The 15,753-nt window shown below is 70.3% G+C and carries 15 protein-coding genes and 1 pseudogene; 9 read left to right on the top strand and 7 right to left on the bottom strand.

Annotated elements, in window-relative coordinates:
- Positions 1-8: 8 nt before the first annotated feature.
- Positions 9-209 carry a hypothetical protein gene (locus tag ACFYXM_RS00325; protein ID WP_389285432.1) on the bottom strand — a complete coding sequence of 67 codons (201 nt, stop codon included), beginning with the start codon at positions 207-209 and terminating at the stop codon, positions 9-11.
- A gap of 51 nt (positions 210-260) precedes the next feature.
- Between ACFYXM_RS00325 and ACFYXM_RS00320 the strand changes: the two genes are divergently transcribed.
- Together ACFYXM_RS00320 and ACFYXM_RS00315 are read left to right on the top strand one after the other, a co-directional pair.
- Positions 261-698, top strand: a complete 438-nt coding sequence (locus ACFYXM_RS00320) for a Rid family hydrolase (protein WP_389285430.1) — start codon at positions 261-263, stop codon at positions 696-698.
- Positions 699-877: 179 nt separating this feature from the next.
- The gene (locus ACFYXM_RS00315) at positions 878-1,609 is read left to right on the top strand and encodes a hypothetical protein (RefSeq protein WP_362621081.1); all 732 of its coding nucleotides are present in this window, start codon (positions 878-880) and stop codon (positions 1,607-1,609) included.
- Positions 1,610-2,032: 423 nt separating this feature from the next.
- Here the strand turns inward: ACFYXM_RS00315 and ACFYXM_RS00310 are convergent, their stop codons facing one another.
- Entirely contained in the window at positions 2,033-2,713 is a 681-nt protein-coding gene (locus ACFYXM_RS00310; RefSeq protein ID WP_389285428.1) for a peptidase, read from the bottom strand.
- A 13-nt stretch (positions 2,714-2,726) separates the two neighbouring features.
- Complete coding sequence (locus tag ACFYXM_RS00305; protein WP_389285426.1) at positions 2,727-3,938, bottom strand: pyridoxal phosphate-dependent aminotransferase; 1,212 nt, start codon at positions 3,936-3,938, stop codon at positions 2,727-2,729.
- Between the two features lie 86 nt (positions 3,939-4,024).
- On the opposite strand from ACFYXM_RS00305, the gene ACFYXM_RS00300 reads away from it, so the two are divergent.
- The 3 genes from ACFYXM_RS00300 to ACFYXM_RS00290 all read left to right on the top strand — a co-directional run bounded on the left by ACFYXM_RS00300 (position 4,025) and on the right by ACFYXM_RS00290 (position 6,544).
- On the top strand, positions 4,025-4,759 hold the full coding sequence (locus ACFYXM_RS00300) for a winged helix-turn-helix transcriptional regulator (RefSeq protein WP_389285424.1): 735 nt from the start codon (positions 4,025-4,027) through the stop codon (positions 4,757-4,759).
- Between the two features lie 423 nt (positions 4,760-5,182).
- Positions 5,183-5,656: a cupin domain-containing protein gene (locus ACFYXM_RS00295; RefSeq protein WP_389285422.1), complete on the top strand. Its 474-nt coding sequence runs from the start codon at positions 5,183-5,185 to the stop codon at positions 5,654-5,656.
- Positions 5,657-5,896: 240 nt separating this feature from the next.
- Positions 5,897-6,544 carry a uridine kinase gene (locus tag ACFYXM_RS00290; RefSeq protein WP_389285420.1) on the top strand — a complete coding sequence of 216 codons (648 nt, stop codon included), beginning with the start codon at positions 5,897-5,899 and terminating at the stop codon, positions 6,542-6,544.
- 115 nt (positions 6,545-6,659) lie between these two features.
- Here ACFYXM_RS00290 and ACFYXM_RS00285 read toward each other — a convergent pair whose 3' ends face one another.
- Together ACFYXM_RS00285 and ACFYXM_RS00280 are read right to left on the bottom strand one after the other, a co-directional pair.
- Entirely contained in the window at positions 6,660-7,580 is a 921-nt protein-coding gene (locus tag ACFYXM_RS00285; protein ID WP_389285418.1) for a carbohydrate kinase family protein, read from the bottom strand.
- 245 nt (positions 7,581-7,825) lie between these two features.
- Entirely contained in the window at positions 7,826-8,827 is a 1,002-nt protein-coding gene (locus tag ACFYXM_RS00280) for a pseudouridine-5'-phosphate glycosidase (RefSeq protein ID WP_389285416.1), read from the bottom strand.
- Positions 8,828-8,982: 155 nt separating this feature from the next.
- Between ACFYXM_RS00280 and ACFYXM_RS00275 the strand changes: the two genes are divergently transcribed.
- On the top strand, positions 8,983-9,345 hold the full coding sequence (locus tag ACFYXM_RS00275; protein ID WP_389285414.1) for a cupin domain-containing protein: 363 nt from the start codon (positions 8,983-8,985) through the stop codon (positions 9,343-9,345).
- A gap of 251 nt (positions 9,346-9,596) precedes the next feature.
- On the opposite strand, the gene ACFYXM_RS00270 is transcribed toward ACFYXM_RS00275, so the two are convergent.
- A complete protein-coding gene (locus ACFYXM_RS00270) occupies positions 9,597-11,018 on the bottom strand; it encodes an MFS transporter (protein WP_389285412.1) in 1,422 nt (473 codons plus the stop codon).
- A gap of 175 nt (positions 11,019-11,193) precedes the next feature.
- A pseudogene (locus ACFYXM_RS00265) lies at positions 11,194-11,334 on the bottom strand (glycerophosphodiester phosphodiesterase); the annotation flags it as partial.
- A gap of 508 nt (positions 11,335-11,842) precedes the next feature.
- Here ACFYXM_RS00265 and ACFYXM_RS00260 point away from each other — a divergent pair.
- The 3 genes from ACFYXM_RS00260 (at position 11,843) to ACFYXM_RS00250 (ending at position 15,649) form a co-directional block, all read left to right on the top strand.
- Entirely contained in the window at positions 11,843-12,730 is an 888-nt protein-coding gene (locus ACFYXM_RS00260) for an MHYT domain-containing protein (RefSeq protein WP_389285410.1), read from the top strand.
- Positions 12,731-12,823: 93 nt separating this feature from the next.
- On the top strand, positions 12,824-14,938 hold the full coding sequence (gene uvrB, locus ACFYXM_RS00255) for an excinuclease ABC subunit UvrB (protein WP_389285408.1): 2,115 nt from the start codon (positions 12,824-12,826) through the stop codon (positions 14,936-14,938).
- A gap of 132 nt (positions 14,939-15,070) precedes the next feature.
- Positions 15,071-15,649, top strand: coding sequence for a TerD family protein (locus ACFYXM_RS00250; RefSeq protein ID WP_389285407.1), 579 nt, complete (start codon positions 15,071-15,073; stop codon positions 15,647-15,649).
- Positions 15,650-15,753 lie beyond the last annotated feature (104 nt).

The following is a 15,753-nucleotide window of genomic DNA, read 5'->3' as shown; positions in this document are numbered from 1 at the left end:
CCGGCGTTTCAGCTCGTGGCGATGACGAGGAGGACGATCAGCAGGACGGCGACGAGCGGCAGTACGATCAGCCGCGCCTTACGGAACGACTCGTCCTCCCGCTGGGACGCGGCGCGGTTCGCGCCGTGCACCGAAGCCAGGTGCTCCCAGGCCATGTCGTCGATCCTCTTCATGGTCACCGCGCCCGCGACCAGATCGAGCAGCAGCATCGGGGCGGCGGGCGGTTGCGTCCACCGGGCGGCATCGTCAGGCTCGGGCGTATGGCGACGGAGATCAGCAGAATCAACCCGAACGGTTTGCACCCCACACCCGGTTATCACCACATCACGGTGGTGGAGTCCGGCCGGACCGCGTTCCTGGCCGGCCAGTGTCCGCTCGACCGATCCGGTGCGCTGGTGGGTCCGGGGGATCTCGAAGCCCAGATCGACCAGGTGGTGGCCAACGCCCTTGTGGCACTTGCGGCCGTGGGTGCCGAGCCGTCCCAGGTCGTACGGTCGGTGGTCTACGTGGTCGGCGACGACGTCGCGGTCCTGGGGGACGCCTGGCGCAGGCTCACCACCTCGGCCATCGGGTCCGCCTTCACCACCGCGAGCACACTGCTGGGTGTCGCGTGCCTGGGCTTCCCCGGCCAGTTGGTCGAGGTCGACCTCACTGCCGCTCTGGCCGACCGGGCCGAAGGCCCCGCAGACACACTCTGACCATTGCCGACGGAGAACCGACGAGCGGCCCCGACGGCGAACCGAAGGTCAGCCCCCGGTGGGTGGGCCGACGGCGGTCCCGTGCCGGTTCTGGGCCGGTCCGGGAGACGTAAGCCCTTCGAACGAAGGTGCGGGAAATCGGTGGCAGTCGTGGACTTGACGCTGCTAGCTTCCTTGACGTGGCGAAACTCAATCAGATCATCGCAGTGGAGAAGGGCGTCAAGTCCAAGGCACACCAGGACCTGACGGCGGCGCATCACGGCCTTCAGAAGACCGGTCTGCTGGCCGGGATCTCCCGGACCTACCAGCCGAAGGACGAGGAGGGCGAGCAGTTGCCGCCCGAGTCGACCCTGGTGCAGGTCAAGGCCGAGGACGTGCTGAGGCAGACCGCGACGACCCTGACCCGCCTCTTCGATGTGACCGCCACGAAGGACTGGGCGAACTGCACCGCCCGTGCGGACGTGAAGGTCGACGGGCAGGTGCTCGTGAGCGACGTGCCGGTGTCGTATCTGCTCTTCCTGGAGAAGCAGTTGACGGACATCAACACGTTCGTCCGCAAGCTTCCGGTGCTCGACGCCGCCGAGGCGTGGATCCAGGACCCGTCGACGGACTCCTGGAAGACCGAGCCGGTGCGGACGCTCCGTACGAAGAAGGTTCCCCGCAACCACGTGAAGGCGGAGGCGACCGACAAGCACCCGGCGCAGGTCGAGGTGTACTACGAGGACGTTCCGATCGGCTACTGGACGACCGTGAAGTTCTCCGGTGCCCTCCCCGCGCGGCGCGTCAACGAACTGCTGGACCGGGTGGAGAAACTCCAGCAGGCCGTGAAGTTCGCCCGCGAGGAGGCCAACGGCGTGGATGTCACCGACCAGCGGGTGGGTGATGCGATATTCGGTTACCTCTTCGGGTGACCGACCATGGACTCCCCGGCCGTCCACTACGGCCGGGGCGCGCGAGGAGCGCAAGCTGAAACTGAGGCTTGTCGTGACGACGCGGTTCCAGTGGAGGTTCGAGTCCTCCCCCCGGCACTCGGTGCGCCCGTCGCACCAACGGGCCGGGGTGGCCCAACTGGCAGAGGCAGACCGCGATCAATCTCAGACTCTTGCTCCAGGCTCAGCATTCGCCACCCATCGCCGAATCGCTCGGGTCCGTGCCCATGGGCGTCGAAATGCCGGTTCGACTCCGGCTCGGAGAGCTTCGGTCTCCGATGGTCTAAAGGCAGGACGCGACGACATAAACCTGACACGGATCCTTAAAAGTGTCGGCGTGCCGCACGGGTGGCACTCTCAGGGCCCGGGGGCCGGCTACGCCTCCGGGCCCGCTCCCGTTCCTGATCACGTGTCCGGCGCGTTCCGCCGCAAACGCACCGGCTCCGGCGCACCGCACTCCGTCGGCGGGGTGTCGCGTGCCGCCAGCGATACACCACGCCCCGCGAAGAAGCGCTCGAAGCCGGGCAGGGAAAGGTCCGCGGCGCGCGTTCCGGCCGTCGTGCCGGACGGGTTGTGGAAGTGGACGCCGGTGCCGTCGGCCGTGCGGGATGTCAGCAGTACCAGGTGTCCGCCCCGTCCCGGAGGAGACAGTTCCGGCCTCAGGATGCCGTAGTGCACCGACGCCAGGACCGTACGGCCGCCGTCCAGCAGGCCGAGGATCTCCCGTGACGACAAATGACGGTGGACCGTGGCGTCGAGACCGTGCACCTCCCGGACGTACTCCGCGAACGGGGCGTAGATCAGCCCTCGGATCACGCCCTCCGCGTCCTGTGTGTACGCGCCGTACCGGACCGCCCCGTCGCGCAGGGCGAACAGGGACGGGGCCCCGGCGCCGAGCACCATGCGCAGGCAGGTCATACCGCACAGATGACCGGACCAGCGCGCGTACTCGTCCCGTGACACGGCACCCGACTCCGCCCAGGCGGGGTCCGTCGCCGGATCGACTCCGCCCTCGACGATCGGTCCGACGAGGTCGGGCGAGGCGAACTGGGTGAGGACGGGAACACGGCATGCGGAGCAGGTCACGAGGGGCATCCGATCACTGGCGGTATCCGGTCAGGAAACGGCCGATGCGGCTGATGGCCGCGTCGAGGTCGTCAGCGTACGGGAGTGTCAGGATCCGGAAGTGGTCGGGCCGCGGCCAGTTGAAGCCCGTGCCCTGTACGACCTGGATCTTCTCCCGCAGCAGCAGGTCCAGGACGAACTTCTCGTCGTCGACGATCGGATGCACCTTCGGGTCGATGCGCGGGAACGCGTACAGCGCGCCCTTCGGCTTCACGCACGAGACGCCGGGGATCTCGTTCAGTTTCTCCCAGGCCCGGTTCCGCTGCTCGTGCAGCCTGCCGCCGGGCGCGACCAGTTCCCGGATCGACTGCCGGCCACCGAGCGCCGCCTGAATGGCGTACTGCGCGGGCGCGTTGGGACACAGACGCATGGAAGCGAGGGTGGTGAGCCCCTCCAGATAGCTGCGGGCGTGCTGCTGCGGGCCGGAGATCACCAGCCAGCCGGAGCGGAAGCCCGCGACGCGGTACGTCTTCGACAGGCCGCTGAACGTGAGGCAGAGCAGGTCGGGGGCGAGGGACGCCACGGTGTGGTGCTCGGCATCGTCGTAGAGGATCTGGTCGTAGATCTCGTCGGCGAACACCATCAGGCCGTGCCTGCGCGCCAGATCGAGGATGCCTTCGAGGATCTCGCGCGGATAGACGGCGCCGGTCGGGTTGTTCGGATTGATGATCACGACGGCCTTGGTGCGGTCGCCGATCTTCGAGGCCATGTCCTCCAGGTCGGGATTCCAGTCCGAGGCCTCGTCGCAGGCGTAGTGCACCGCCTTGCCGCCCGCGAGGGTCACCACCGCCGTCCACAACGGGTAGTCGGGAGACGGGACGAGGACCTCGTCACCGTCCTCCAGCAGCGCCTGGACGGCCATGGAGATCAGCTCGGAGACGCCGTTGCCGAGAAAGACGTCGTCGACGCCGACATCCGTCAGTCCCATCGCCTGGTAGCGCTGCACCACCGCTCGGCGCGCGGAGAGGATGCCGCGCGAGTCGGTGTAGCCGTGCGCCTGCGGAAGCATCCGGATCACGTCCTGGACGACTTCCTCGGGCGCCTCGAAACCGAACAGCGCGGGGTTGCCGGTGTTGAGGCGGAGCACGCTGTGGCCCGCCTCCTCCAGGGCGTTGGCGTGCTCGATGACCGGGCCCCGGATCTCGTAACAGACCTCGTCGAGCTTGCTGGACTGCCGGAATTCCATGCGGTGGCCTCCCCGATCCGATTGCGATACTTGGTTTTACCAAGCTCGGGCTTGGAAAGTCCAACAACATGTCTAGACTGCGTCGCATGCCACGTCAGCGACCAGCCGCAACGCGTCCGCCCCGCCGCCGGAGTTACGACCAGTTCTGCGCCACCGCGCGCTCCCTCGATTCCGTGGGCGACCGGTGGACCCTGCTGATCGTCCGTGAACTGCTGGCGGGCCCGCGCCGCTACACGGACCTCCACGCGGACCTGCCGGGTGTCAGCACGGACGTCCTCGCCTCCCGGCTCAAGGACATGGAGCAGAACGGTCTGGCCACCCGCCGCCGGCTTCCGCCGCCCGCCGCGGCCTCGGTGTACGAACTGACGGAGCGCGGCCGCGGGTTGCTGCCCGTGCTCTCCGCGCTCGCCGAATGGGGGGCGCCCGCGCTCGACGAACGGCGGCCCACCGATGCCGTACGGGCGCACTGGTTCGCGCTGCCGTTGTTGCGCGTCCTGGACGGGACGACGCATGCGGGGGTCGTCGAAGTCCGCCTGGACGAGGGAGAGTTCCATGTGCGCGCCGGGGGAGGTGCGCTCGGCACGGGGCGCGGTGCGGGAGGCGACACCGCGGACATGGACCGCGGTGCGGGGGAGCCGTCGGCCGATGCGGTGGTGTACGGGGACGGCCCGGCCGCCCGTGCCGATGCCCGTATCGCGCTCGACGTCGCAGCGTGTCTCGCGCTCGGACGGGGCGAGTTGACCCTCGCCGAGGCGGTCAGGAACGGGCGCGCCGAGGTGACCGGCGACGGGCCGCTCGCCGCCGAACTCCGCGGGGAGTGAACGGCGGGCCGGACGTGGTGCGGCCCCGGCGCGGGCGCGTTCGAGGGCGCGCGGGCGGCGACGCGAGGGCGGCGGCCCGGGGAGTTCGGCGGACGGGGGTTCGGCGGGGCGACCGGTGGGTAGCGTGTGGGGCGTTCGAAGGACCCAGGATGTCCCCGGATGGCCGACGCGTCCGGAGCGGTCGGTACGTCCGGAGCTGTCGAAGCGCCCCGGTGCGCTGATGCGCCCGGTGTGCCGACGCGCTGATGCGCTCGAAACGTTGCGGCTTCCGGATGCCGAGGCGAGGAGTCGTACGTGAGGATCGGCGGACAGCACATCATCGGCGGATGGCGGGCAAGCGACGCACAGCGCACAACCGGCGGACAGCGCGCAACCGACGGACGGCCGGGAAGCGACGGACGGCGTGGCCATCCGGGAGCGTGGATGCGACGGGGACGCGGAGCACGCCTTGCCCGGGTCCTGGTCGCGGGTGGCTGCGTGGCCGTGCTCGGGTTCGCGTCGTCGTCGGCCGTGGCCACCCCTGGCAGTGGTGTGAGCGGCACGGTGGTCGCGAAGGGCACGTCGGCGGGGAAGCTGAAGGTGAAGACCCCCGACGGCCGTACCGATGTGACCTTCCGGACCATCACGGTCGAGCCCGGTGGTTCCACCGGCTGGCACACCCACAGCGGTCAGCTGATCGCCGTCGTCAAGTCCGGGACGCTGACGCGCACGCTGCACGACTGCTCGGTCGAGGTGACGTCCGCCGGTTCGTCGTTCATCGAGCCCTCCGGTGCTCGTCACCGCCATATCGGGCGCAACCTGGGGTCGGAGCCCGTGGTGCTGTGGGTGACCTACCTGCTGCCCGAGGGCAGCGAGCTCTCCGACGACGCCGAGGCGCCGGACTGCGGCACGAAGTAGTGGTGTGTCCGAGCGGGATCCGGCTCCGGCGCGGCGCGGCGCGTTCGCGCGCCTCCTGTACGACCGGGGCCGACGCACCGAGCGGGAGCGACGACGGCGGCGCGCGGTTCGAAGTGATGCGACGCGACGCGAGCGGACGGGACGAACTCGATGCGATCGGACTCGACGCGATCGGACTCGACGTGACCGGAAGCGACGGGACTCGACGTGACGCTCTCCGGCGTGATGCGATTCCGCGTGATGCGATTCGAAGCGATCACCTGGAAGCGGCTGGCCGAGTCGTTCGCCGCGCGTGTCGACGGCCTGGAGCCGGTCGGTGCCGGCCCCTGGTCGAGGATCGCCGTCGACGGGGCTCCGGCGGCCCGCACGGGTGAGCCGGCGCAGAAGGTCGCAGAGGCACTGCGGGTCCGGGGGCGTGCGGTGCTCGTGGTGTCGACCGAGGGATTCCTGCGGCCGGCGAGCCTCCGGTACGAGTACGGCAGGGAGGACCCCGACTCGTACTACAGCGGCTGGTTCGACACGGGCGCGCTGTGGCGCGAGGTGTTCGGTCCGCTGGAGGCGGACGGCAGCGGGCGCGTGCTGCCCGACCTGTGGGATCCCGTGACGGACCGGGCCACGCGCAGTCCGTACCGGCTCCTGCCCGAGGGAGGCGTGTTGGTGGTGCACGGTCCGTTGCTGCTGGGGCACTGGTTCCCGTTCGACCTGAGCGTCCATCTTCGGTTGTCGCCGGGCGCGCTGCGGCGGCGCACCGAGGAGAGCGAGCGGTGGACCCTGCCCGCGTTCGCGCGGTACGAGGAAGAGGTGGCGCCCGGCGATCGTGCGGACGCGGTGGTACGGGCCGACGACCCGCTGCGCCCCGCGTGGACCGGATGGCGGCGGAGCGAGTGACGAGTGGCGGGCGGGAGCCACCCGGCGACGGCCGGGCATGTCACGTTCCGGTCCGCGGGCAGTCGTCGCGGGTCCGGCCGTTCGGCCCCCGCCCGCCTTGGCCGTCGGGCAGCCTTTACGGGCCCGGGCGGCCGCCCACCCTGGTGACCGCCTCTGCCCCCGAACGACAGCCCGCCGCCACGGCCGAGGCGTCGTCCGCCCCCGACAGCAGGGCAGCGAGGAAACCGCCGGTGAACGCGTCGCCCGCGCCCGTCGAATCCACCGTCCCCTGCACCGGAACGGCCGGAAAGCGCCTCGTCACCGTGCCCGACATGGCCAGCAGTGCGCCGCCTTCGCCGAGCGTGACGACCACCCGAGGCACCCGGAGGCTCAACTCGGCCGCGGCGTCCGTCGGTTCCGTGAGCCCGGTGAGCAGGTGGGCCTCGTCCGTGTTGGGCAGCAACAGGTCCACACCCTCCACCGCGGCCAGGAAGCGGTCCACGCCCAGTTCGGCAAGAAATCCGGCCGAGGCCGGGTCGACGCTCACCGGGATCCGCCGCCGTCGTGCCTCCCGCAGCGCGAGCAGAACGGTCGCCCTGCTCGTCGTGGCGAAGAGGAGGTACCCGGAGAGGTGGAGATGGCCGATTCCGTCGAGCATCGACGGCGACCAGTCGCCGGGGGAGAGGCGCAGCACGGCGCCGCTGTCGGTGAGGAAGGTGCGCTCGGCGGTGGAGTCGACGAGGGCGACGACGGTGGCGGTCGGTGCCTCGTCGTCGACGGCCAGCAGGCAGCGCACGCCCGCCCGGCGCAGTGCGTCCCGGTGCCAGGCCGCGCTGTCGGCGCCGACCCGTGCCAGCAGCCGTACGTCGGCACAGCCCGAACGCGCCGCCCAGCAGGCGACGTTGGCGCCCGCGCCGCCCGGCAGAGTGCGGATCAGGGCGGAGGTGTCCGTACCGCGGGCCAGCTCCTTCGCATGCCGTGCCACCACGTCGGTGACCACGTCTCCGATGACAAGAAGCCCGCCGCGGGCCGTCGACCGGCCGTCGGGCGCCGACATGGCACGGGGACCCAGGGGCGCCGGCACGGCATGGGGACCCAGGGGCGCCGGCATGGCGGGGCTTCCCGCCCGTTCCGGACCGGCGCCGGACCTCGCGCGTTCCGGACCGGTCCTGTTGCTCGCGCCTTCCGACGCGCAGGTGCTTCCCGTACTTCCGGGTCCCGCCGCGTCACCTTCCGGTCCGGCCGCTTTCCTCGTGCCTCCTGGTCCGGCGACGTTCCCCGTACCTCTCGGTCCGGCTCCGTTCACCGTGTACCGTCGCGGCGCGTCGTGTTCCGGTCGTCGGAGTGCTCCGCCGTGTCGTGTGCGAAGGCCGTCCACGCGGTGGCGATCCGGGCGGCGAGCGACACGTTTCCGCGTACGGCCGCAAGATTCGCCTCCAACGAGGCCCCCTCGGTCCGTCGCATCAGCCTGTCCAGCAGGAAGGGAGTGACGGCCTGGCCCACGACGCCGCGCTCCCGGCACGCGTCGAGGGCCTCCGCCAGCACGCGGTCGTGAAGCCCGGGATCCAATTGGTCCCGTACGGGCACGGGGTTGGCGACGATCAGCGCGGAGGCGGGGCCGTCCAGCGCGTCCTGGGCCCGCATCACCTCCGCGACCTTCTCGGGCGTCCGCACCGTCCAGTCGACCGGTTCGCCCGAGCTGTGCAGGTAGAAGCCGGGGAAGTGTTCGGTGCCGTAGCCGAGGATCGCGACGCCCAGCGTTTCCAGTCGCTGCAGGGTGGCGGGGACGTCCAGGATCGACTTCACCCCCGCGCATACCACCGTGATGCCGGTCCGCGCGAGGAGCCGCAGGTCCGCCGACTCGTCCTGGGTCCGTGTCCATTCCCGGTGGACGCCACCGAGCCCGCCGGTCGCGAAGACGCGCAGTCCGGCGCGGGCGGCGAGGAACGCCGTCGCGGACACGGTCGTCGCCCCGCTCGCACCCGTTGCCAGGGCCGGGGCGAGGTCGCGGTGCCCCAGTTTGCGTATCGCCGGATCGGTGGCGACCCGTTCCAGCGCGTCCTCGTCCAGGCCGATGTGGGCCCTTCCGTCGAGCACGGCGATCGTCGCGGGGACCGCGCCCGTGGCCCGCACCAGTCCTTCGAGCTCCTCGGCGACCCGCAGGTTGCGGGGACGCGGCAGGCCGTGGGCGATGATCGTCGATTCCAGGGCGACGACGGGCTGGTGCGTAGCGAGAGCCGCCCGTACCTCGGTGGAGAGGACGGCGGCGTAGGCGTGCGCGCCGTCCGACGCAGTCAATGACATGTCCACATCCCTGTCGCGGGTGTGTCGCCCTCAAACGTACGGACGCTCCAGCCTCCCCATGTGCGTGCTCTTCGGGCGCTCTTCCGGCCCTGATGGCGAGATACTTTCGATCCTGGTGGCGAAACGTCGGGAAGGGGCCGCTATGGTGACCGGCCATGACTACACATGATCAGTCTCCGGCCTCGTTCGCGGTGCACATTCCGGACGTGGAACTCGAACCCGAACCGCTCGACCCCGCACAGATCGTTTCGGGCGAACCTGTCGTGACGGGCAAGGTCCTGTGGGAATCGCCCGATGGCAAGCAGGTGCGAGGCATCTGGCAGATCACGCCCGGCGTCGTCACCGACACGGAGGCCGACGAACTGTTCGTCGTCGTCAGCGGCCGGGCCACCGTGGCGGTCGAGGGCGGGGCGACGCTGGAGATCGGGCCGGGGGACGCCTGCGTACTGCGTGAGGGCGACCGTACGACATGGACCGTGCACGAGACGCTGCGCAAGGCGTACCACATCTGTCTCTGAAGCCTGTGAAGTTACTGAAGTTGCTGAAGGCGCTGAAGCTTCTGACGTTGCTGATGGATCGGCGATCACTCCTGGCGCTTCGGTTGAAGCCGCGCCGATGGTGACCTCGCACCGCCCATAGTCACCCCCGCACCGACCGCGAGGGCGCCCGGAGCGTGAGGTCGCAGCGCTCGTGAGGCTTCACGAGCGCCTCCGAGGTGTCGGCGATCCTTTCGGTGAGCCCTCGGTGCTCGGTGCTCGGTGCTCGGTGCTCAGTGCTCGGTGGCGGGCGGCACGGGTGTCGTGGGCGCCGACGCGCCGGGCACCGAAGTCGCTCCGGGCACCGGAGTGCCGGGCGTGCCGGGTGTCGGCGTCCCGGGCGTTTCGTGTGCGGTGGGCCGGGCGAGGGACCGGCGCAGTGCCATCGCCACGAGCGGGAGCAGCAGGCATGCCGCCACAGCGTTCAGCCAGCCGTAGCCGGCCCGGGCGACGATCAGCCCGGCGATGGCGCCGCCGACGCCCGCCGCCGTGTTCATGGTCAGGTCCGAAAGCCCTTGCACGGCGGCGCGGGCGGCCTGCGGTACGGAATCGGTGAGCAGCGCCGAACCGGAGACCAGCCCGGCCGACCAGCCCAGGCCCAGCAGGAACAGGCCCGCAGCGGTCCGGCCGTGGCTGGCGCCCGCGGTGCCGGCCAGAAGCGCGGCGCAGGAGAGCAGCCCGATCGCCAGACCGATCACGGCCAGTCGGCCGAACCGGTCGGACAGCCAGCCCATCACCGGCGAGAACGCGTACATCCCCGCGATGTGGCCGCTGATGACGAGCCCGATCAGTTGGAGTTCGGCGCCGTGGTGGCCCAGGTGGACGGGCGTCATCACCATGATCGACACCATTGCGGTGTGCGACACGGCCACCGTCACCAGAGCCAGACGCGCCCTCGCCGATCCCCGCACCGCTGTGAATCCGGCCCGCAGCGACCGGCCCGAGGGAGACATGTCGCCCTGCGGAGCCAGGGCCCGAGCGGTCAGCAGCGGGTCCGGTCGCAACAGCACCGCGACGAGCAGGGCGGCGAACAGGAAGATCGCGGCCGCGAAGAAGAACGGGCCCGCATGCTCGGATATCGCCGTGCCGCGGAAGAGCCGTCCCACCGGGGCCGCGATGTTCGGGCCGAGAACCGAGCCGATGGTCGTGGCCCAGATGACGGTGGAGATCGCCCGCCCCCGGCGGTCCGGCTCGACCAGATCCGCGGCGGCGAACCGGGCCTGCAGATTGGCCGAGGATCCGGCACCGAACGCGGCCATCCCGAACAGCAGCAGCGGAAAGTTCTCCACGACGGTCGCCACGACCACGAGCCCCGCGCCGAGAGCACCGATCAGATACGCGAGCACGAGACCGGGGCGTCGGCCGCGCGAGGTCATCAGTGCCGCCAACGGCAGCGAGAGCAGCGCGGTGCCCGCCACCGACGCCGTCGGGGCCAGACCCGACAGAGCCTCGGAACCGCTCACCTCGGAGGCCAGGACCGGTGCCAGGGCGATACCGATGGGTACGCCGAGGCCGCCGAGTATCTGGCTGGCTATCAGCACCGCCGATGTTCTGCGTCGCAGCGCGGGAAGATCGCCCGCAGAGACCCGCTCGGCGGGCCGGGCGGATCGGTCGGACCGGGTGGACGTGTCAGGAGCATCGAGGGGGTTGGTCACTGACGCAGTGTGCCAGCCCGCACACAGGTACGAAATACGGCCGTTCGGCGCGGGCGTGGAACGGTGACCTGCGCGACCGGGCTCCGTGCGGCGTACGGCAGGGCGCGCGGCCTCACGCTCCCGGAGCGAAGCACGGGAACCAGCCGTGCCGGAGTGCCGGAGCACGGGTGCGTCGGAGCACACCGTCGTGGGTCAGCCGGACATCGTTCTCCACCCAGTCGAAGCCGAGCGCGTCGGCCTTGTCGAGGGCGGCCGGGGTGTTCTCCGGAGCGTAGGCCGAAGCACCCCGGTGGGCGAAGACGACCGGAGCGACCGCGTCCGCCGGGGTGACCAGGATGGTGGAAACGGTCGAGGCAGCCGGGACGGTCGAGAGGGCCGAGGAGGCCGGGTTGAGCGGCTCGGTGACGGGGGTCCGGGCGCTCCCGGCCCGTAAACCCGTGACCGTGCTCGTTCCCGTGGGTCCGGCGGTGACCGTGGGCCCACCCGCGGTCTGCGCGTCGGCCGTGGTCCATGCGTCGGCCGTGGTCCGTGCGTCGGCCGTCGATATCGGCGGCGCGCCGACTCCCAGCAGGACGGCGGCGACGAAAGCGGTTGCGGTACGTGCGTGCACGGGTACTCCTCGCGTCGGAGTTACGGACGGGCCGAGAGTGCCAGTGGTGACCCGGCGGGCGACAGACAAAGGACGGCCAGAACCCGGTGCAGCCGCCGGGACCGGGTCACGGGCCGATCTCCATGCCGATAAAATGCAGCTCTTCTGTTTGTTTGCCGGGCCTCGCGGCTTAGGGTCACCCCCGGACCCGGGCTTCCGCGAAGGGCGTACGAGCATGCAGGGCACGATCGATGGCTTCAGCTACGGCGCGGTGACGCCCGTCGCCGCCTTTCTGATGGCCTGTCTCGGCGCGGCCCTCGGGCTGCGCTGCACGACCCGTTCGCTGCGCACCGAGCGTTCCTTCAAGGCGGGCTGGCTGGCCCTCGGCGCGACCTCCATCGGCTCCGGCATATGGACGATGCACTTCGTCGCGATGACGGGCTTCACCATCGACGGGGTGACCATCGGCTACGACAAGCCGATCACCTTCGCCAGCCTCGCGGTCGTCATCGGCATGGTCGCCGTCGGCATCTTCGTCGTCGGATACCGGCGCGCCACCCGCATGGCACTGGTGACCGGCGGCACCATCACCGGGCTCGGCATGGCCACCATGCACTACCTGGGCATGGCCGGAATGCGACTGGAGGGACGGTTCGAGTACGACACGCTCACCGTGGTGCTCTCCGTCGTCATCGCCGTGGTGGCCGCCACGACCGCGCTCTGGGCGGCCGTCTCCGTACAGGGCTTCCTGGCCGGTCTCGGTGCCAGCGTCGTCATGGCCGTCGCCGTGAGCGGCATGCACTACACGGGCATGGCCGCGCTCAGCGTCCATCTGCACCCGGCCGCCCTGACCGGCGACGCCGCCACCGACAGCTCGACCGTGCCCCTCCTGCCGTTGCTGGTCGGCCCCGGCTGCTTCCTGCTGCTCGCCGCCGTCGTCGTGATGTTCGACCCCCTGATGGTGATGGGTACACCGGACTGGAACGACACCAGGACCGGGGGCGGGGCCGACGGACCGGCCGGAGCCCCGGCACGGCGGCAGGTCCCCAGCTTCGGCACGTACGCCGACCCGGCCTCGTTCCACTCCCGCCCGCGCGACCCCGCACCGCCCGGAGACTGGTGACCCCGGCCCCCGACCGGCGCCCGCCGCGGGTTGCGGGACCGGCGTGACGGCCGAGCCGGCCCGGTTGTCGGTGGGGGGTCGTACCGTGGTGTCATGCGGCCCGTTTCGAAGATCGAACGTTCGGTGGCGCCTTTCGAGGTCGTCAGTCCCTACCAGCCCAGCGGCGACCAGCCCGCGGCCATCGCCGAGCTGGACCGGCGCATCCGCGCGGGCGAGAAGGACGTCGTCCTGCTCGGCGCGACCGGCACCGGCAAATCGGCGACCACCGCCTGGATGATCGAAAAGCTGCAGCGCCCCACCCTCGTGATGGCGCCGAACAAGACGCTCGCGGCCCAGCTGGCGAACGAGTTCCGCGAGCTCCTGCCCAACAACGCCGTCGAGTACTTCGTCTCGTACTACGACTACTACCAGCCCGAGGCGTACGTCCCCCAGTCGGACACCTACATCGAGAAGGACTCCTCGATCAACGAGGAGGTCGAGCGGCTGCGCCACTCCGCGACGAACTCGCTGCTCACCCGGCGCGATGTCGTCGTGGTCGCCTCCGTCTCCTGCATCTACGGCCTCGGTACGCCGCAGGAGTACGTGGACCGGATGGTTCCGCTCAAGGTCGGCGACGAGATCGACCGCGACGAGCTGCTGCGCCGCTTCGTCGAGATCCAGTACACCCGCAACGACCTCGCGTTCACCCGCGGCACGTTCCGGGTCCGCGGCGACACCATCGAGATCTTCCCGGTCTACGAGGAGCTCGCCGTCCGCATCGAGATGTTCGGCGACGAGATCGAGGCGCTCTCCACCCTCCACCCGCTCACCGGCGAGGTGATCAGCGAGGACCAGTCCCTCCACGTCTTCCCCGCCAGCCACTACGTCGCGGGCCCCGAGCGGATGGAGAAGGCGGTCAACGGCATCGAGCGGGAGCTGGAGCAGCGCCTCGCCGAGCTGGAGAAGCAGGGCAAGATGCTGGAGGCCCAGCGTCTGCGGATGCGCACCACGTACGACATCGAGATGCTCCGGCAGATCGGCACCTGCTCCGGCGTCGAGAACTACTCGATGCACTTCGACGGCCGCTCGCCCGGGACCGCCCCCAACACCCTTCTCGACTACTTCCCCGAGGACTTCCTCCTCGTCCTCGACGAGTCGCACGTCACCGTGCCGCAGATCGGTGCCATGTACGAGGGCGACGCGTCCCGGAAGCGCACCCTCGTCGACCACGGCTTCCGGCTGCCCTCCGCGCTCGACAACCGCCCGCTGAAGTGGGAGGAGTTCCTGGGCCGGATCAGCCAGACGGTCTACCTCTCGGCCACCCCCGGAACGTACGAGCTGTCCCGGAGCGACGGCTTCGTGGAGCAGATCATCCGTCCCACCGGCCTCGTCGACCCGGAGGTCGTCGTCAAGCCCACCGAGGGTCAGATCGACGACCTGGTGCACGAGATCCGCAAGCGCACCGAGAGGGACGAACGCGTCCTCGTCACCACCCTCACCAAGAAGATGGCCGAGGACCTCACCGACTACTTCCTGGAGCTCGGCATCCAGGTCCGCTACCTCCACAGCGACGTGGACACCCTGCGCCGGGTCGAGCTGCTGCGCGAGCTGCGCTCCGGCGAGTACGACGTCCTGGTCGGCATCAATCTCCTGCGAGAGGGCCTCGACCTCCCCGAGGTGTCGCTCGTCGCCATCCTCGACGCGGACAAGCAGGGCTTCCTGCGCTCGGGCACGTCCCTGATCCAGACCATCGGACGCGCCGCCCGCAACGTGTCGGGGCAGGTCCACATGTACGCGGACACGATCACCCCGGCGATGGCGCAGGCCATCGACGAGACCAACCGTCGCCGCGAGAAGCAGATCGCCTACAACACCGAGCGCGGCATCGACCCCCAACCGCTGCGCAAGAAGATCAACGACATCGTCGCGACGATCGCCCGCGAGGAGGTCGACACCGAGCAGTTGCTCGGCACCGGCTACCGCCAGGCCAAGGGGGCCAAGGCCCCTGTCCCCGCACTCGGTGCCAAGGCATCGGGCTCCGGGAAGAAGGCCGCCGCCGTGGTCACCGACCGGCCCGCCACCGAACTCGCCGGAATCATCGAGGAGATGACGGAACGCATGCGGGCGGCCGCCGCGGACCTGCAGTTCGAGGTGGCGGCCCGGTTGCGCGACGAGGTCGGCGAGCTGAAGAAGGAGCTGCGGCAGATGCGGGAAGCGGGTCTCGCCTGACCGCCATACGGTCGATGTGTTGCAGGACCGACACAAAAACACCTCAAGCGGCCTCGTCGTCGGTGCGACTGCGTAGGGTGCTGAGAACACCGCGCACGGATGGTTGCGGGGCAAGCCGAGAGGGGACAGCGCGTGACGGTCAATATGACCAAGGGCCAGGCCATCAGCCTGCAGAAGAGCGACGGGGGAACCCTGACCGCGGTGCGGATGGGGCTCGGCTGGCAGGCGGCACCGCGCCGCGGCCTGTTCGGTTCGCGCACGCGGGAGATCGACCTCGACGCATCGGCGGTGCTGTTCGCCGACAAGCAGCCGGTCGACGTGGTCTTCTTCCGTCACCTCGTCAGTGACGACGGATCGGTCAAGCACACCGGGGACAACCTGGTCGGAGGCGCCGGTTCGGGCGGCGACGACGAGGCGATCCTCGTCGACCTCCAGCGCGTGCCGGTCCACATCGACCAGATCGTCTTCACGGTGAACTCCTTCACCGGCCAGACGTTCCAGGAGGTGCAGAACGCCTTCTGCCGCCTCGTCGACGAGACCAACGGGCAGGAGCTCGCCCGCTACACGCTGGACGGCGGCGGGCAGTACACCGCCCAGATCATGGCGAAGGTGCACCGTTCGGGGAACGGATGGCAGATGACCGCCCTCGGCAACGCGGCCAACGGCCGTACCTTCCAGGACCTGATGCCGGCGATCCTGCCGCATCTGTAAAGACCTGGGATGGCAGGAGGCGGAGCTCCCGCTCCCTGTCGCCCCGGTTCGTGAGCACGGCCGGACGAGCCGGCCGACAGAGATACGCGCAGCTCCCGGAGGCA

Source organism: Streptomyces sp. NPDC002476 (assembly GCF_042889785.1).
GTDB lineage: Bacteria > Actinomycetota > Actinomycetes > Streptomycetales > Streptomycetaceae > Streptomyces.
The sequence above is the reverse complement of the archived record's forward strand: the minus strand, read 5'-3'. Positions and strand labels throughout refer to the sequence as shown.